We start from the raw sequence: 19,005 nt of genomic DNA, 5'->3' as shown, positions 1-19,005 counted from the left end.
CTGCCGGGCAATCTACAACCCTTTCGACAGGTCGGCGACCTTCACGGAAAGGATGTGCTTGCTGTTCGTAATCTGATCGAGGACTGACTTAGGAAGCGGCGCATCGAGCCCGAAAATTTGCAGGGCTTTGCCGCCACGCTCTTCCCGTGAACACTGCATGCGCGCAATATTGATGTTGTGATCGCCAAGGATATGCCCCACCGTGCCGATCACCCCCGGACGATCCTCGTTCTGGATCAGCAGGAGATGGTTGTCCGGCACCACTTCCACCTTGAACTGATCGATCTCAATGATCCGCGGGTCCTTGCGATGGTAGAGGGTCCCGGCGACTTGATGAGATTTCTTCCCGGCCTCAACCCGCACACGGATCACACTGGCAAAGTCTCCGGCATCGCTGATCTTCACCTCTTTGACTTCGATGCCACGTTCCTTGGCGACGACCGGCGCATTCACATAGTTGACCGGGTCTTCAAGAATGGGGGTCAGGAGTCCCTTCAGAACCGCGATCGTCAATGGCGCCACGTTCAAACCCGCCACTTCTCCGCTATACTCGACGGTCAACCGCTCCAGCCCGCCTTCCAACAATTGCGCCTGCAAGAGGCCGACACGCTCCCCAAGCGAAAGATACGGCTGGAGTTTCGGTAAGAGCTCCGGTGAGACCGAGGGAATATTGACCGCCCCCCGGGCAATCCCTTTGGTGAAGTATTCCACGATCTGCTCGGCAATGCCGATCGCCACATTTTCCTGCGCTTCCGTAGTGGAGGCGCCGATGTGCGGCGAGCAGATAAAATTATCCAACGCCAGGAGCGGATTGTCCGGCTTGACCGGCTCATCCTCGAACACGTCGAATGCCGCGGCGGCAACCTTCTTGGATTTGAGCGCCTCGCACAAATCTCCCTCGTGCACGATTCCACCACGCGCACAGTTGGCAATCATGACGCCGGTTTTCATCTTGGCAATGGCTTGCGCATTGATCAGGGCTTTGGTTTCCGGGGTCAGCGGAGTATGCACGGAAATGACATCGGCTCGGCGGAACAGCTCGTCCAACTCGACGATGGTCACACCCATTTTTTCCGCACGCTCCGGGGCCAGATAGGGATCGTAGGCCATCACCTGCATCCCCACTCCCTGTGCAAGCTTGGTGAGATACCCGCCGATTTGGCCGACGCCGACAATGCCGAGCACTTTATTGTACAACTCCACGCCCATGAACTTTTCTTTTTCCCACTTCCCACCCTTTGTCGAGGCGGTCGCTTGCGGGATGCGGCGCGACATCGAGAAAATCATGGCCATCGTATGCTCGGCAGTCGTCACGGTGTTGCCACCGGGTGTATTCATGACGACGATGCCGCGGCGCGTGGCGGCCGGGGTATCGACATTGTCCAAGCCGGAACCGGCTCGACCGACGACCTTCAGCTGGCTGGCGGCCGCGATGACTTCCGCGGTGACTTTCGTCCCGGAGCGGACGATCAGTCCGTCCGCGTCCTTGATTTCCTTCAGCAGCTCTTCTTTCGGCAGTTTGGTTTTCACCACCACCGTAAAGCCGGCCTTCTCCAATACCTCGACACCCTGCTTCGAGAGACTATCGCTGACCAAAATTTTCATTGTCGTGACGCCTTACCTGACGGTGAGTCTAAGACTTGCCCATAATAATTTCTTGAGCCTTTGCCACCCCGCTACCGAGTTTTATGGGATAGCCCAGCCCCTTGATGACCATCTCCACCGCCGCCAGGGCCGTGATGACGTCAAAACTATCGATATACCCCATGTGAGAAATACGGAAGATTTTGCCCTTCAGGTGATCCTGGCCACCCGCCGCCGTCATTCCATATTGGGTCCGCAAATTCTTATAGACGGCCTGTCCGTCCACACCTTCAGGCGCCGAAATCGCGGTTAACGCGTCGCTCGGACGCTCTTGAGGGAAGATGGAGAGCCCTGCGGCCTTGACGCCTTCTCGCATCGCCGTCGCCAACATCGCGTGACGGGCAAAGACGGCTTCCAGCCCCTCGGCTTTCAACATGTTCATTACTTCTTTGAGGCCCAGAATCAGGGACACAGCCGGCGTATAGGCCGTCGTGCTCTTCTGCTGATTCTCACGCTCGCGCTTAAAATTGAAATAGAACGCCGCGTTCTTCGCTTTGTCGGCCAATCGCCAGGCCTTTTCACTCACGCTGGCAAAGGCTAAGCCCGGCGGCAACATTAAGGCTTTCTGCGACCCGGTGATGACTACGTCGAGGCCCCAGGCATCGGTCTTGAGATCGAGGACTCCCAGGGCGGTAATCGCATCCACGACCAAAATCGTCTCCTCGTACCCTTTGACGATATCGGCCAAGGCTTTGACGTCATGCGCCACAGCCGTGGAGGTCTCGCTCGCCTGCACATAGACGGCCTTGATCGACGGATCCTTCTTCAAGGCATCGGCGACGGCCTGCGGATCCACCGCACGGCCCCACTCGACCTTTAACTCAGTGACCTGCGCTCCGAACGTCTTACACAGCTTCGTCCAACGCTCGCCGAACTTGCCGCCGTTGATCGTGAGGGCCTTATCCCCCGGGGACAAGAAATTCGAAACCGAGCCCTCCATCCCTCCGGTGCCGGAAGACGCGAGAATCAACACATCGTTCCTGGTCTGAAACAGCCACTTCAGGTCCTCACGGACCTCGGCAAACAGTTTATCGAATTCGGGCGCCCGGTGATGAATCATGGGTCTGGCCATGGCCAGTAACACCTCCGGAGGAACGGGGGTGGGACCGGGAGCTAGCAAATACCGTTTGAGCATGGGACGAACCTCCTCACTGTGCAGATCGAACGATGTCAGGGATTTAGAAGGGGCGTACGCTACCATAGCCCCTCTGAGGTGTCAAGGTAACGAACCGTGAAGATGCTTATCTTTTCAGCGACTTCACTGCATCGCGCAAGATTTCTTTCAGAGACGCAGCGCGATCTCCTGCGCACTGTTTTCTCCCTGTAAACGCGATGACGACTCAACTCCCTCAATTTCTTGACAAGTTGTACCCTCCTCGATAGGCTACCCTTCGAGAGTCAGCGTTCTCACATTTCCTGAACAGTCTGATGGGTACCCTTATGCATGCACGTTTCCTGGGCACAGGTGTTCGCGCTCTGCCGGTTGTCTCGTTCTGCCTGGTCTCTCTCGCGTGGCCGGCCCTCGCAGGAGCGGAGTCGCCCACCCCATCCCACGCCGACACACCCGCGACTACGGAGACTACGCCGGAAGACATTCAACCATCCATTCAGGAACCGGAATACTCGTTGGATGAGGAAGATCACGCCACTGCCGCGGAACTCGAAGCCGTTGAGCCCCCGGCCCCTATTGCCAGCGAACCGTCGACGGAAGTCCCGCCGGCCGAAGCGCTCCTTCAACTCAAGCCCCTCAATGGCACCACCGCTCGATTCACGGATCTGCTGACACCACCCGCAGAGGTGGTTCAGGAAGAGGCTTCTGCGCAGGACCAGGAATCGGATGAAGCCACGGCCTACAACGTGCCGATTGTGCTCGACCCATCCGTTCAAGGCCATATTCGTTTTTTCAACGTCTCTATCCGCAATCGATTTGAACAGTGGCTCATCCGCCTGAGTCACTATCGCCCGCTGGTCGACAGCATCTTCTCTGAATTCCAGCTCCCCAGCGATCTCATCTATCTGTCTCTGGTTGAAAGCGGATTTAACCCCCACGCTTATTCCCGCGCCCGTGCGGCCGGTCCATGGCAATTTATGAAGGGGACCGCCAAAGTCTATGGGCTGCGTGTGGATAGTTATGTGGATGAACGGCGAGACCCTGTGAAGTCGACCGTCGCGGCTGCGCGCTACCTGCGGGACCTGTACGATTTGTTCGGCACCTGGCCTTTGGCCATGGCCGCCTACAACGCCGGTGAGGGCAAGGTGATGCGAGCCCTCCATACGGCGCAAGCGGAGAGCTTTTCAGACATTGCAAAAACACGGCTGATCCGGCGGGAAACGAAAGAATACGTCCCCCGATTCATGGCCGCAACCATCATCGCCAAGAATCCGGACCGCTATGGCTTCCCGCAGAACGACGTGCGGCCTCACCAGTTTGAAGAAGTGGTCGTGAAGCGCCCCATCCACTTTAAAGCGATTGCCAATGTGACGGGCATTTCGTACCAGGAACTGAAGGTACTGAACCCGGAGTTACGGCGCGATGCCACGCCCCCGGACGATGCCGAATATCACCTGAAGGTTCCGGTCGGGACCAGGGAGAAGGTCGAACAATTGTTGGATCGGGCCCCGACTCACAAATTCGCACCGCTCCCGGTCCCCGTCAGGGTCCGGCACGTCAAGCCTGAGCCGGAATCCGGCCACTGGTATCGGGTGCGCGTAGGCGACTCTCTAGAAAGAATCGCCAAGCGATTCAACATCTCCGTCAAAACCCTCAAGTCCAACAATAACCTGACAGGTCCCACCATCAAGGTAGGAAGCCGCCTGGTCATCGCGAACTAACGCGACCACCCCTCACCGCGTCATTCTACTAAGGGAGCCGTTACGGTTTTTTCTTGGAGGACGCCGCGGCAGACTTGCCTGAAGACTTAGCAGGCGCCTCAGGCTGGGGAGCGGGCGCAGTCACGGCCGGAGCAGGTGTAGCAGCCGCCGCCGGACTCTCCGGAGACTTCTTCACTTCCAGCACCTTCACTCGCACGGCCGCTTCACTGGTGAAGGGCGAGTTAGGATAATTCTTCATCAAATCCTGGTAGTGCGCGAGGGCTCCCTCAGGACGGGACTGCGATTCTTCCAATTTTGCCAGCTCGAAGAGCACGTGGTCTTTATTCAGCGCACCGGGGATCTCAAGGATGCCGGTAAACGCCTTCACCGCCTGATCACGATCCCCCTTCACCAGATAGGCGTAGGCCATCCGCTGCTGGACAAGCCCCAGGAGCGAGGTATTGGAACCATGGAGCAACATGAATCGTTTGTAGGTTTCGATCCCTGCATCAACCTCATTAGCCAGCACCTGAGCATTCCCTAAATGGAACAGGGCCAGGGGAGCAACGGGGCTCCGTGGATATTGATCCACTACCTGCTTGTAGAGATTGATGGCCTGCGCAAGCTGTTCGTGAGATTTTTTCGGATCGTCAGCCGGTCGATTGAGATAGTGCAGCGTCGCTTCCTGATCGAGTTCACGTGCTTTCAGCGTGGTCTGGTAGTCATACCAAATGACCCCGGCAACCACCGCCGCGGCAACGAGCAAGACTCCCAGTCCGACCAGAACCGCCCGCCGCTGTTCCTGCAAGACGAGCAAAAACCGCTCCACTCCGGTCAACAAATGAGCTTCATCGAGCGGATCGACCTTTGCGGGAACTTTGATTCGATAACTCATGCTCTCTCAATCATTCTCTAGGCGCAGTAAAAGAAGCGGTCGTTTCCGAGCGACTCGCGCCTTATACTAGGGAGCAGTCAGCCTTGTCAAATATTCAAGCCCTTTGCGAGTACGGGACACCATGTTCAAGGAATATCTTCAAAAATTGCAGGACCAGCACCTACTCCGTCGGCTGCGCACCATCGCCTCCTCCACGGGGCCGACGGTCAGGCTCGACGGGCACACCGTGATCCTGCTTTCCTCCAATAATTACCTGGGCCTGGCCACCCACCCAGCCGTCGTAGAAGCGGCCGTCGAAGCGACGCGTCAATACGGGGCGGGATCCGGGGCCTCGCGTCTCGTCTGCGGCACCCTTACGCCCCACGAAGAACTCGAAACGGCACTCGCCCGGTTCAATGACACTGAAGCCACACTCACCTTCGCAGCCGGCTATCTGGCGAATATCAGCGCCGTTCCGGCGCTGATTGGAAAAGACGGGCTCATCCTCGCCGACCGCCTCTGCCACGCAAGTCTGATCGACGGCTGCCGCTTAAGCGGCGCCACATTTCGCGTCTACCACCACCGGGACATGAATCACCTGGAGCAACTCCTTACCCGCCGGACCTCCAACAAACCCACCCTGATCGTGACCGACGGCGTCTTCAGCATGGATGGGGACATCGCACCGATGAGGGACATCGCCCTATTGGCGGAACGGTATGGCGCCGCCGTCTATGTCGACGATGCGCACGGCACGGGAATCCTTGGGGAAACAGGGCGAGGCACCCTCGAACATTGCGATGTCGAAACGCGCATCCCCTATCACATGGGCACCTTGAGCAAAGCGATCGGGAGCTCCGGAGGTTACCTGGCTGGATCAGCGGAATTCGTGGCCTATCTCGTAAATACCTGCCGCGCCTTCACCTATACAACCGCCCCCACACCGGCCGCCGCCGCGGCCGCCACGGCGGCGCTCCGCGTGATCCGGCAAGAGCCTGAGCGGCGAGCCAGATTGTGGCGGAATCGCCATCGCCTTGCGCAAGGACTCAGCGGCCTCGGCTTCCGGCTCGCCGCTTCGGAGAGCCCCATTCTTCCGGTCATCGTCGGCGATCCCGATCGCGCAATGAACCTCGCCCACACACTGCTCTCACTGGGAGTCTATGCCCCCGCCATTCGCCCACCGACGGTGCCGGCGTCCACGAGCCGGATTCGCTTCACGATCACCGCCGATCACACCGATGAGCACATCGACCAGGCGCTGACGGCACTCGCACAGGCAGGTCGCACGCTCAACATGATCTAAGCACCAATCGCCCTTTGCAGAGCGGCCGCCGGCCACCGTTTCGCCCTCGTCTCTTCTGGGTATTTTCTTGCTTTCTCACCTTCCTATGGCATGATCGAATCAACCTGACGAGCCATGATCCTCTACTCATAGCGACGCTCGTTTATCCATACATTCTCTCACTGCATGGAGTGATCCGATGATTGATATCTCCAAACTGTTGACCTTTGGCGTCCAACAGGGCGCCTCGGACTGCCACATCAGCGCCGGTGAACCACCGATGATCCGCCTGCATGGCGATCTCAAGAAACTCGACCATCCTCCCCTGACCCAGGATGAAACTCACGCGCTTATCTACGACATGATGAGTGACGCGCAACGGAAGAATTTCGAAGAACACCGGGAGTGTGACTTCTCCTTCGACCTGGGCGACATCGCCCGATTCCGCGTCAACGTCTTTGTGCAAGGGCGCGGCTTAGGCGCCGTGTTCCGGACCATTCCGACGGAGATTCTTCCCCTGGAAAAACTCGGCATGCCGCCGATCCTCCGACAGCTCTGCGACCGCGAAAAAGGCCTGATCCTGGTGACCGGCCCAACCGGGTCCGGGAAATCCACCACACTCGCGGGCATGATCGACTATCTCAACAACACCTTCGAAGGACACATTCTCACGATCGAAGATCCGGTCGAGTTTGTTCACAAATCCAAAAAATGCCTGGTCAACCAGCGGGAACTGGGCGTCCACACGCTGTCGTTCGCCAACGCCCTCCGCGCCGCACTCCGCGAAGACCCCGACATCATTCTCGTCGGCGAAATGCGAGACCTGGATACGATCCAGCTGGCGTTGACCGCTGCCGAAACCGGACACTTGGTCTTTGCGACCCTGCACACGTCCAGCGCCCCGAAAACCATCGACCGCATCATCGACGCCTTCCCTCCGAACCAACAGGCCCAAGTCCGCGCACAGCTCTCGGAAACGCTGGAGGCAGTCTTGACCCAGACGCTCCTGAAGAAGAAGAGTGGTGGCCGGATTGCGGCGGTGGAAATCATGGTCGGTACCACAGCGGTGCGGAACCTCATCCGCGAAGGCAAACTCCATCAAATTCCCGGCATCATGCAGGCCAGCCAAAAAGATGGGATGCAAACCATGGACATGGCCCTGGTCGATCTGGTCACACGAGGGCTGGTGACAAAAGCTGAAGCTCAATCGCGCAGCATGAATCCCAATCTCTTTAGCGCCGCTGCAGGAGGCGCCGCGTAAACGGGCACTCGGCGCAAACGAAACGGGTTTCCCACGGCATTGGAAAGAGGCATTTCATGGATGTTCGCACGCTTCTCGAAGTGATGGTCAAGCAGGAATCGTCGGACCTGTATCTCACCGTCGATGCGCCCCCCATTTATCGCATCCATGGCTCGACACATCGGACCGATGCGCCGCCGTTCACGAACGAGCAACTCGAATCGCTGGCGCTGGCCCTCATGCGAGGCCAGCAGCGAGGTGAGTTCGAAGAAAAAATGGAGATGAACCTTGCCCTTTATTACAAAGACCTCGGCCGCTTTCGCGTCAACATCTTCCGACAGAAGGGCAACGTCGGGTTGGTGTTTCGTCATATCAAAGCGGAGATCATGACAGTCGAACAGCTAGACCTGCCGCCCATCGTCAAAGACATCGCTATGACCAAGCGGGGTCTGGTGTTGGTGGTCGGCGCGACCGGCTCCGGAAAATCCACGTCCCTCGCCGCGATGATCGACCACCGCAACACGGTGCATGCGGGCCACATCATCAGCGTGGAAGACCCGATCGAATTTGTCCATCACCACAAGAAATCGATCGTCACCCAGCGCGAAGTCGGCTTCGACACCCATTCCTTCGGGCACGCGTTGAAAAATACCCTGCGTCAGGCACCGGACGTCATTCTCATCGGTGAAATCCGGGATACGGAAACCATGGAAGCCGCGATCACGTTCGCTGAAACCGGACACCTCTGCCTCGGAACGTTGCACTCGAATAATGCGAATCAATCGATCGAGCGCATCATGAACTTCTTCCCGGTCGAACGGCACGCCCAGATCTATCTGCAGCTCTCATTGAACCTGCGGGCCATCATCTCTCAACGATTGATCCCCTCCCTCGACGGCCGCCGCGTGCCTGCACTCGAAATCATGCTGGATACACCGCGCATCAAGGACCTCATCAAACGTTCTGAGATCGATACCCTGAAAGAGGCGATGGAACAGGGCATCGACGAAGGCTGCCAGACATTCGACCACGTGCTGTTGCAACTCTATAAGGCCGGGAAGATCAGCATTGAACAAGCCTTGATCAACGCCGACAGCGCCAACAACCTCCGTCTGAAAATTAAACTGGCGGGGTTGAAAGGCGATGACGCAGTGGCCGCCCTCCTGGACAAGAGCGACCGGGATGAGAAGGGGTTCCAGATTCAAGGACAACTGGGTCAGGGCGGGAGCAAAAAGCGCTGAGGGTCAGGGCATTGCTGCTCCCTGATCCTCAAGGTCTATTCCTCCGCGAGCGCACACCACGCAATTGATCGGCGCACCCGCTTAAGGGCGTCCCGAGGGGGGCTCTTCCACCGCCTGTTCGAGATACGACGCGATTTTACTCAATGCAGCCCCACTCAGCTTCCGTCCGTACCACGTCGGCATCGTATCCGGTGGAAACCCTGGCACCACATAGGTCCCCGGGGATACCACTGATTCCACAATGTACTCACGAACCGTCTGCGCCTGCCCTTTATACTGTGGATCAGCCAGGCGACTCGCCCCGGTCTTCCCCAGCCACAGTGGTGGACCGACCTGCCCCTTCGCTCCTGCAATGCCGGGAATCTGATGGCAAACCGGACAGCCGGCACGGACAAAGAGCTCCTGAATCGGTTCATCCCCCGTCACCAACGGCACCATGTTCGGGTCAATATTCTGGACAGCCGGGGTTGAATCAGATGGAGGCGAGATATTGCGGATCCCCGCCAGCGCAACCAGGAACACAAGCCCTGCCGCGAACGCGGCAACGGCCTTGTGCTTTCGGTTCGGCGGTGGAACAGACGATGCGGCACCTGAATCAAGCATAGGCAGGAACCAGGAAACTTACGAAGGCCTCAGTGCTCACCCCTGCCTCTATTTCTTGGCATCCATCGCGCAGCGAAATCCAATGGTGCGGTCCTGAAAACCAGGCTCCGCCGAGACCCGCGCAGACGCACTTAACGCCACAGGCAAATCGGCCCACGACCCGCCACGAATCACCCGTTTCTCGCCATTAGCAGGACCCGTCGGATTTTTGTCGGGACTCTTGCCGTAATACGTACGATCGTACCAATCGGCTATCCACTCGGCCGCATTCCCCGCCATGTGATGGAGGCCGTACGGACTCCGCCCCCCGGCTTTCAGCCCGTGGCGGACATTCATCCCTTCCACCCCACCGGCCACACTCACCAACGTAATGGCTTCGCTCACCCACACGCCGCGATTGTAGTTGGCAATGTCCACGAACGGCTGCATGGGGCCCCACGGGTACCGACGGCCATCGGTTCCACGCGCAGCCTTCTCCCATTCAGCTTCCGTCGGGAGTCGCTTCCCTGCCCAGGCACAATAGGCCGCCGCATCCTCCCAACTCATCCCGACAGCCGGACGATCGCTGACCGTCTCCGCCGCTTCATCATCCCAGGTCGGCGGCGCATCATATCTCGCCGCCTGAAGAAACTTTCGATAGAGTTGCAGCGACACTTCATATCGATCGATGACATACGCGTCGAGGATCACCACATGTTCGGGGCGCTCGGCGGGAAGCCCATCGTTGCTCCCCATCGTAAAAGGCCCGGCCGGAACCAACACCATCGGCGCACCATCCTGCCCTGTGATCGCCTCGGCCCCGCCGGCCTGGCCATCCGCCCCAGACAGTGGCTCGGCCGCTCGCACCGACCAGACTCCGACAAACAGAATGACGGATACCACGAAGGTCATACTGAACAGACGCATATACACCTCTCACCGATGGATACACCTAGACACAACCCGACTTTACCCAGGCAAAGTGTAGCCGCGAGTCTGTGCAAACTCAACTACATGTAAAGGAGCGTGCACTGGAGAGGGATTTACTCAACTGGCGGAGACGTGCAACCCCTGCAATCTATCCCGACACTTCGTAGAACAACTATGGGGGGACAGATACAGAAACAGATTCGGCCGGCATGCGACGCATGCCGGCCGAACGGGACACCAGGCTCATAGCTATAACTGGCTCATTACTTGAGCTCCGCAACCCGCCGGTCGTGGTCCTTCACAGTCCGCAGCGCCGTCAAATCAGAACGCTCCAGGAGATTATGCAGTACTTCCTGCTTCAACTGAACCATTAACGCCTGATGATGCTTGGAGGATGGCGCCGTATCCTGCAAGAGATTTAACCAGCCCGTCGTCGCCGCCTCATAGCGGCTGTTCGGCATGGCTGTGTGCAGCTCCTGAAACACCGTAATCGCATCGGCACGATTCTCAAAGAGCGCGACCAAGCCACGCGTGTAATAGGCATCCTCACAGGCGGGACCTTTGTGACAATTCTTCATGCGGGAATCCTGCGCATGGGCGATGGTTTGAAGCGACTTCAGCTCATTCACATCAACGGGGAAGAACGCACTACTCGGTAACGTGGTAGCAGACCCAGCCTGCATCGTCGTACACCCGTGGATGCCACCAACGAGAACTGCCAATAGGGCGAAAGAGAGAACCGTTCGGTGCGACATCATTGACCTCCTAGCAAACGCGGAAAAGTTGGCGGCCTATAGTGACTCGGGTTTCATGCCTTACGCTGATGTCCTGACTGTACCACCCAAACCGGGTCCGGCCATTCCACGGAGGCTGTACCTCTTCGGTACTGGCCAACCGCACACCACAACTCTCCGCAATATCGGGCTATTCATACACGGTCGGCAGGAAAAAGGAGGGTCTGCCGGAGATTGGCCCTGACTATGCCAAGACAGGGCGCGAAAAACGAGGCGGTCAAGAGGGAGTCGCCCCGCCGGACAGGCGGAGCGACCGAAACATACCGCTAGTGCCAATTCGCAGCCAGAACCTGCTGCACATCCTGGGGGCGCTGGGCCACAGCTTGCTCCCAACTCAACCCTGTCTGTTGCGTGAATCCCGCCATCGCCTGGATCAATTGGTTCACTTGAGTACTCATCAATTGTTGACCGTTACCGGCTTGGACTGTTTCAATCTGATTAGTAGCGCCTCCATACCAGTTGGCAATCGTCACCTGATCGGTCGAACCGTAGAGCGCGATGCGCAAATCATTGGCACTTTGACTCAACATGATGTCCAGAGGATTGATCCCGGAGCCGAAGTTGAGCCGATCGCTGCTCCCGCTCGTGTCAGTCACAGTATCCTGACCATCCCCGCGAGCGAATTGAAAGACATCATTTCCAGTCCCGCCATTGAGCACATCGTTTCCTTGTCCACCTGCCATGGTATCGTTGCCGTCACCGCCGACCAGTGCATTGTTACCGGCATTGCCGGTGAGCACATTGGCCAGAGTATTGCCCGTCCCGTTGACCGCCGCAGATCCGACCAGCACCAGATTTTCCACATTGGCGCCCAAACTCCAAGTTCCGGCGCTCTGGACCGTGTCGGTGCCGGCATTCAACGCCTCGACTACAGTATCTCCTGTTCCCACAATATACGTGTCGTTCCCCGCGCCACCGGTCAACGTGTTGACCGCACTATTGCCGATCAAGATGTTATTGAGCCCATTTCCAGTGCCGTTGATGATAGCAGTTCCCGTAAGCGTCAGGTTCTCGACATTCGCGGCAAGCGTATGCGTGATAGAACTCTGGACCCAGTCGATACCGGCATTCACCGATTCGACGATACTATCGCCGGCCCCGATCACATAGGTGTCATTCCCGGCGCCGCCAGTGAGTCGATTGGCGGCATTATTCCCGGTCAAAATATTGTCCAACCCGTTTCCTGTCCCATTGATCGTTCCGGTCCCAGTCAGCGTAAGATTCTCCACATTGGCAGCCAGAGTATACGTGACCGAACTCTGAACGGTGTCGAGGCCTTGATTGGCCGATTCAGTAATCTGATCGTTAACGTTGTCCGCAACATAGGTATCGTCGCCCTGCCCGCCAATCAACTTATCCGCGCCAGTTCCTCCATTGAGGATATTGGCGGCACTATTCCCTGTCAGAGTATTGGCAAGGCTGTTGCCGCTTCCATTGACCGCGGCGGTTCCCGTCAACACAAGGTTTTCCACATTGGTTCCCAATGTCCAGCTGATATCGGTTCTGATGGTGTCAGTCCCTGAGCCGGCGGCTTCGACAATCGTATCCCCCGCCCCAACGACATACGTATCGTTTCCTGCGCCGCCAGTGAGAACATTGACCGCGCCATTGCCCGTCAAGACATTGTTGAGGGAGTTTCCGGTGCCGTTAATGGCTGCATTGCCGATAAGCGCAAGATTTTCGACGTTCGCACCCAGCGCATACGTGACACCGCTCTGAATCGTATCCGTTCCTTGGCCTGCCTGTTCTGTCACTCTATCTCCGACATCATCGACCATGTAAAGATCATTTCCTGACCCGCCACTCAGGCTGTCCGCACCAATTCCTCCGTCCAATAGATCGTTGCCGGCCCCACCGTAGAGGCTGTCATCTCCATCCAACCCTGAAAGGATGTCGTTCGTGACATTGCCGTAGAGGTAATCGACGCCCTCACCGCCGACAAGATTCACGCCTTCAGTGTGAGCCAGCATCGCGTTGTAATCCCAGATAGTGCCGTCTGCGAATTTAATCAGGTCAACACGGAGTGATTGAAACTCGAAAAATCCGCCAAGAGTGAGTTGGTCGGCAGTATTGGTTATCGTCAGAATTGCACTGCCGCCAAAATCAGGCGTCGCACGCAACGTGACATCGCCAGGGGTAATTCCGTCCAAGAGTTGCAGCGTGTCGACATCCGATGAATCGCCTTGGTCGTCGATGGAGTCCTGCCCATATCCTCGACCAAACAGATAGATATCATTGCCAAGATACCCCTCCAGAAAGTCGTTTCCGGCGCCACCATCGAGAGTATCGTCTCCCAGCGAAGCCCGGATTTGATCATTACCCCCCAACCCGCGAATGAGATTGTCCCCATCGGTGCCGTAGAACGTGTCGTCGGCGTCACTGCCGACAAACGTCAACACCCGACTCTCGATCGCGCTCAAATCCCACACGGTCCCATCGAAAAACGCAAATTGGTCCACGTGATTGCTCGGGGAGACAAAAAAGGACTCCACCGTCAATTGGTCTGTGCTCCCATTGACCTTAACGACCAGATCGTTGACATGATTTTCGAGTATGAGATCGCCCGGCGCGATCTCCGCTCCGAACAGAACCTGATCGAGCCCTGTGTGGGCATACGTCTGCATGCCCATCCGCACGATGTCTTGCCCATACCCACGGTCAAACAAGAACGTATTGTCGCCCACCCCGATGAGAATGTCGTTTCCTCCTTGGCCGTCAAGCTGGTTGGGACCGGACAATTGGTTGTCCAGCACATTTCCTACCAGGTCTACTCGCTGGGTCGGCTCCAAATAAAAATCGTCCAGGATCTGAACATTCTCCACCTGGTCAGGCGCTTGAAATGCAAGAGAAGCACTGGGCGCTAGCTGGATGGTATCAATGCCTCCATTCGCGTCCTCTGACACGGTGGCAAGTCCTGAGACAAGGTGATAGATATCGTGACCGGTCCCACCGATTAACTGATCGGCGGCCGCGTTCGACACCAACAGGTCACTTCCTTCGCCTCCGCGTAATACGTTCACCCCGGCGCCACCATAGAGCCGGTCATTACCGGCGTCGCCTTCTAATAGATCGTCGCCCTCCTCACCCTCCAACACATCAGCGCCCTCGCCGCCAATGAGGACATCGTTTCCATCACGTCCGTGAAGCCAATCAGCAGCCTGACTGCCTTGCATATGGTCGGCAAAGGACGTACCGATCACCGTTCCTCCGTCCACTGGCGCGGACAAGTTAAACCCTCGCGCGAGCAATCCGGCGTCCCTCAGCACCGTGCCGTCGGCAAACTCGAACTGATTAATGGTGTGAAACTCGGAGGGTGAATTGAGCCCAAAGCCGACGATCTGAACCGCATCCTCACTGTTAACGACACGTACGACAAGAGAATCACCGGTTGCCACGTCCAACCTCAAGGATTCAGCGGTAATACCAGCACCAAAGATCAATCGATTACTCTGCGTTGCATCATCCTCGATAGAATCAACACCGCCGCCCAGGTTAAATCGATAGGTGTCACTCCCGGCCCCGCCGATCAGACGATCATTTCCTGTCCCGCCGTGCAAATCATCCTCCCCGCCACCAGCCTGAAGGACGTCGTGACCATCACCGCCGTCGAGCACATCATTCCCCGCCTGCCCCGCGAATAGCGGCGAGTCTCCAAAGAGAGAGTCATCACCGGCATCCCCGAACAAGGCATCATCTCCCACATCACCCACCAACTGGTCGGCTCCCTCGCCACCGAACAGTTGATCCTGCCCCGCACCACCCCACAACTGGTCATCCCCCTCCTCGCCATCAAGAGTATCGTTGCCGCCGAGGAGATTCAGGACAGTGGGGTCGTTGCCATCACCGTAGAGAAAATCGTCGCCGGTGCCGCCAACAATGAGATCGTCTCCCTCTCGGCCCTGCACATCGTCGATCCCATCGCCGCCGTCAAGCTGATCATTACCGAGTCCACCATTCAGTAAATCATCACCGGCATCGCCGGAAAGGAGGTCGTCATCATCCTGACCAAAGAGCGCATCATTGCCGACGCCACCAACAAGCGTATCGTTTCCAATCTCTCCATGCAGCTCATCGTTTCCATCATCCCCGAAGAGCTCGTCATCTCCCTCCTGCCCGGTCATAAGATCATGACCAAGTCCACCCCACAATGAGTCGTCGCCGGCCCCTCCCTGTAGCTCGTCGCTGTCCGCACCGCCATCGAGAAAATCGTTTCCCGCGAACCCGGCAAGCCGATCCATCCCAGTGCCACCATAGAGAATATCGTCGCCCCCTCCACCCTGCAGTTCGTCGGCTCCGGCGCCTCCATCGAGAATATCTTCAGACCCGAGATCCTCTGAAAAGTCCCCGATCAAAAGATCGTCGCCATCCCCACCGGAAAGCGAGTCAGCTCCTGCGCCGCCGAATAGCCGGTCATTGCCCTCACCACCATCCAACCAATCATCGCCAGGAATAGTCTGGGTAAAATCTGACTCCCCATACAGCCAGTCGTCGCCCGCCCCGCCGACGAGAATGTCGTTTCCTCCGTCGCCGACAAGCAGGTCGTTACCGGCGCCGCCATCGAGGTAGTCGTCTGCACCTAGAGCCGAGGAAAATGCCAACATAGAAACACTTTGTGGGATGAGATCAACGTCATACACTTTTGCAATCCAACCCACCGGACGGTTTTCTCCCCTAAGAACATCCTCACCATCCCCACCAAGCAACACATCAACGCCAAGGGCGCCCAATAACACGTCATTGCCGGCGCCCCCGTCAATATAGTGTGTGCCGCTGCCGATATGGGTCCATGCGTAATTGGCTATCTCGGTATCAGTCACAGCAATGTCATTGCCATCTCCACCGAGAAAGATATCTCCATCGGAGACATCGGCATAATCATCACCGCTACCGCCAACGAGATAATCATTCCCTCCAGCACCGACCAGGATGTCATCACCGGCCCCACCATCACGAAGATCGGAGAACGAGTCATGTGTTGACGGCACCTGAGAAGTGAGGACATCATTTCCTTCGTTGCCATACATGGCATACGAATACGGATGAGTGGCAATGAGCGTCTCATCCTCACCGTCTCCCACCAACACATGCCCAAAAGGTCCGGCGGGAAGTCCTGTATCAGACGGAATAGGGGAGACATCGCGCAACTGAATTCCCATCTGGCCACTCTGAAAATTCTCGTTCACGATGAGGACACCGTTCACGATCAGATCGGTCCCGGACATCAGGTAAGTGGTTCGGCCATCCAGGCTCGTATAACTGTTGGCGACATCACCGGCACGCCGAATACCTCCCTGCAACAGGTGCTCGTCGAAAATGATCTGCCCCTGCGCATCACTGTCCTCAATTCGATCTACCCCATCACCAGAACGATAGATGTACGTATCGAATCCAACGCCGCCTTCGAGGAGGTCGCTGTCGCCAGCGCCGCCGATGAGTGTGTCGTTTCCCTCATTGCCGACGAGATGGTCCTGCCCACCACCACCATTCAGCATATTTTTTGCGCTATTGCCGATGAGAATATTGCCTAGCTCGTTGCCAATGCCATCAATCGCATTGCTCCCCGTCAGCGTGAGGTGCTCGATCTGGGAGTCCAGGGTGAAGGTGACTGAACTGCGCACTTCGTCAATGCCGCTATTGGCATACTCTCGGACGACATCGCCAGAATCGTCGACGAGATACGTGTCGTCTCCCGTTCCTCCCAGCATCGTATCGGCGCCACTGCCGCCATCCAAGATGTCGTTGCCGGGATTCCCCTCCAGATAGTCCTTGCCTCCATAGCCAAACAGATGATCGTCTCCCTCGCCGCCATAGAGATGGTCACCAAAAAACGCACTTCCATCGAGAGTTTCGCCGACCTCGCCTCCAAACAAGACTTGAGGCCCTTGTGGTGCTACCGAACGAATCTCATAGAGTGATTGGAAATCTTTAAAATGAGTGATGGAGGGGAACCCGATTGGGTTACTGTTGACATTGATCTTCTCGACCAGAAATGCGGCGCGATCCTTCAAGTACTGTGGAGACAATTCTCCCATTCCGCTTTCGGAGTTGAGCAGTGCCAACTGTCCGGCTTCGTTGTGGTTAGCATAGAGTGTCTCTGTCGAGGAAGCGCTAGCCCCGAGGACCGCAAATGGGGCTAACTCCCTTAATGCGAACCGATAAGCAAGACTCGTTGAATCCTCCAGTAAGGCCAAGGATTGTAACTCCTCAGCGCTCTTCCCTATCAATGGCGCAATGCTGAAGACCTGGTCACCGATCGCCGCTCGAACGGCGTCAAGTCGCTCATAAAACGGCTGTCGATACGTTGCGCTGCCGAAATCTCCGGGCAGTCGCCCGTAAGGAGTAGCAGGTCCTTCAACGTGGAACACCTTGGCCAGTGCATCAAGCGCTTTTTCAAGCGTGTCTCCCTCGGCAGGGGGCACAGGCGTTCCTTGTTCTGGATAGGGAGAGGCAATCTGATCTGAGGAGGCTTTCAGAATGCTTTCTATCTGAGATTGCTGTAACTGCGGATCAGCCTTCTGAAATAGTTCCTGGATGGCCAGGGAGTCCACAAGGAGAGTGACGCTGTGGCTATTGCCATATTGAGATTCCCATGGATTCTGGACATTCACATCTTCAATGAGTGGCTGCCCTTCGACTAAAACAGGGATCACCTTTGCGTGGACCCCAGAATTGGCGACCACCTCAACATCCTGACCGGTCTGGGCATGACCAAAGAGCTGCTGTATTTTTCCAAAAGCACCATCGGTTCTCGTCAGCCCTCCGGTCAGACCAGGCAAACTTTGAGTTCCACTCGTGGGATAGCGCGCCCTAATGTCATCCAACGCGACCAGATACCGTTCGTCGGTGTAGATGTCAGCCGTCGCCCCACTGGCAAACAGCGAGCCTAACGGATCAGTTGCCCGTAACCGCGCATCAAGGTTCGCAAGCATCTCCCGTATGCGATCGGCTTCCTGTACCTCGCTGTTGAAATGTAAACCGGCAAATTCACCGCGCCCGGCCCCATTAAAGGTGTACGTTTGGGCCACGCGATCCGCATAGAGTTCTGTGAATACAGTCGCTAGGTGCCCTCCGAGGGAATAGCCAGTGACATTAAGTTGGTTCTGAGAATTGCCAAAGAAGGCAGCCAATGACGGATCGATTGTCCCATCGCTCTTCTTACCCTGTTGCAAGCCCTCAAAGTATCGCGTCATGCTGACAAGTTGGGCAAACGCAAAGCCGGCATTCTTGACTTCTGCATCCGCCCCCACAATATCGCGTGAACGATCACCACCATTGACGTCAGCGGCATACTCGCTGCTTCGGAATGAGAGCGTGTAGCTGTTGGTCTGAGTGTCAAACAACAGGGTGGCACTAAACCCTGTTGCATCGTTGGCGTGATGATCGACGATTTGATAGGCACTGAGGAACCGATCAGCCAGCGCATTCGTAAACCGCGTCATACCGGGCAGGTCGCCGTTAGCATCTGGCGCAACAAATCTTGTGTCATTGTTGCCATCCAACAGGATCTCTCGAAGAGGTCGCCCCAATAGGATTTGATCGAGATACGACTCGGCTGCCATTTGTTGCAGGGCAAACTTCAACCAAGTCGAGATACTACCTTGACTCAT

General features: G+C 57.0%; 11 protein-coding genes. 4 read left to right on the top strand and 7 right to left on the bottom strand.

The window, feature by feature from the left end:
* Nucleotides 1–12 precede the first annotated feature (12 nt).
* Both serA and NSND_RS17980 read right to left on the bottom strand, forming a co-directional pair.
* Nucleotides 13–1,605, bottom strand: coding sequence for a phosphoglycerate dehydrogenase (serA, locus tag NSND_RS17985; RefSeq protein WP_080880296.1), 1,593 nt, complete (start codon nucleotides 1,603–1,605; stop codon nucleotides 13–15).
* Between the two features lie 28 nt (nucleotides 1,606–1,633).
* Nucleotides 1,634–2,779: a pyridoxal-phosphate-dependent aminotransferase family protein gene (locus NSND_RS17980; RefSeq protein ID WP_080880295.1), complete on the bottom strand. Its 1,146-nt coding sequence runs from the start codon at nucleotides 2,777–2,779 to the stop codon at nucleotides 1,634–1,636.
* 305 nt (nucleotides 2,780–3,084) lie between these two features.
* On the opposite strand from NSND_RS17980, the gene NSND_RS17975 reads away from it, so the two are divergent.
* Nucleotides 3,085–4,476 carry a lytic transglycosylase domain-containing protein gene (locus NSND_RS17975; protein ID WP_159450864.1) on the top strand — a complete coding sequence of 464 codons (1,392 nt, stop codon included), beginning with the start codon at nucleotides 3,085–3,087 and terminating at the stop codon, nucleotides 4,474–4,476.
* A gap of 40 nt (nucleotides 4,477–4,516) precedes the next feature.
* Here the strand turns inward: NSND_RS17975 and NSND_RS17970 are convergent, their stop codons facing one another.
* Nucleotides 4,517–5,350, bottom strand: coding sequence for a tetratricopeptide repeat protein (locus NSND_RS17970; protein WP_080880293.1), 834 nt, complete (start codon nucleotides 5,348–5,350; stop codon nucleotides 4,517–4,519).
* A gap of 121 nt (nucleotides 5,351–5,471) precedes the next feature.
* Between NSND_RS17970 and bioF the strand changes: the two genes are divergently transcribed.
* The 3 genes from bioF to NSND_RS17955 all read left to right on the top strand — a co-directional run bounded on the left by bioF (nucleotide 5,472) and on the right by NSND_RS17955 (nucleotide 9,092).
* Nucleotides 5,472–6,632 (top strand): 8-amino-7-oxononanoate synthase, encoded by a 1,161-nt coding sequence (gene bioF / locus NSND_RS17965; RefSeq protein WP_080880292.1) that lies wholly within the window; start codon nucleotides 5,472–5,474, stop codon nucleotides 6,630–6,632.
* A 181-nt stretch (nucleotides 6,633–6,813) separates the two neighbouring features.
* Nucleotides 6,814–7,872 (top strand): type IV pilus twitching motility protein PilT, encoded by a 1,059-nt coding sequence (locus NSND_RS17960; protein WP_080880931.1) that lies wholly within the window; start codon nucleotides 6,814–6,816, stop codon nucleotides 7,870–7,872.
* A 56-nt stretch (nucleotides 7,873–7,928) separates the two neighbouring features.
* A complete protein-coding gene (locus NSND_RS17955) occupies nucleotides 7,929–9,092 on the top strand; it encodes a PilT/PilU family type 4a pilus ATPase (protein ID WP_080880291.1) in 1,164 nt (387 codons plus the stop codon).
* An 81-nt stretch (nucleotides 9,093–9,173) separates the two neighbouring features.
* Here NSND_RS17955 and NSND_RS17950 read toward each other — a convergent pair whose 3' ends face one another.
* The 4 genes from NSND_RS17950 to NSND_RS21915 all read right to left on the bottom strand — a co-directional run bounded on the left by NSND_RS17950 (nucleotide 9,174) and on the right by NSND_RS21915 (nucleotide 19,005).
* Nucleotides 9,174–9,695 carry a hypothetical protein gene (locus NSND_RS17950; protein ID WP_080880290.1) on the bottom strand — a complete coding sequence of 174 codons (522 nt, stop codon included), beginning with the start codon at nucleotides 9,693–9,695 and terminating at the stop codon, nucleotides 9,174–9,176.
* A gap of 48 nt (nucleotides 9,696–9,743) precedes the next feature.
* Nucleotides 9,744–10,601 (bottom strand): formylglycine-generating enzyme family protein, encoded by an 858-nt coding sequence (locus tag NSND_RS17945; RefSeq protein WP_080880289.1) that lies wholly within the window; start codon nucleotides 10,599–10,601, stop codon nucleotides 9,744–9,746.
* A 266-nt stretch (nucleotides 10,602–10,867) separates the two neighbouring features.
* Nucleotides 10,868–11,182 (bottom strand): hypothetical protein, encoded by a 315-nt coding sequence (locus tag NSND_RS17940; RefSeq protein WP_143833616.1) that lies wholly within the window; start codon nucleotides 11,180–11,182, stop codon nucleotides 10,868–10,870.
* 482 nt (nucleotides 11,183–11,664) lie between these two features.
* Complete coding sequence (locus tag NSND_RS21915) at nucleotides 11,665–19,005, bottom strand: calcium-binding protein (protein WP_080880287.1); 7,341 nt, start codon at nucleotides 19,003–19,005, stop codon at nucleotides 11,665–11,667.

The sequence above is a fragment of the Nitrospira sp. ND1 genome, from assembly GCF_900170025.1.
Taxonomy (GTDB): Bacteria; Nitrospirota; Nitrospiria; order Nitrospirales; family Nitrospiraceae; genus Nitrospira_A.
The sequence above is the reverse complement of the archived record's forward strand: the minus strand, read 5'-3'. Positions and strand labels throughout refer to the sequence as shown.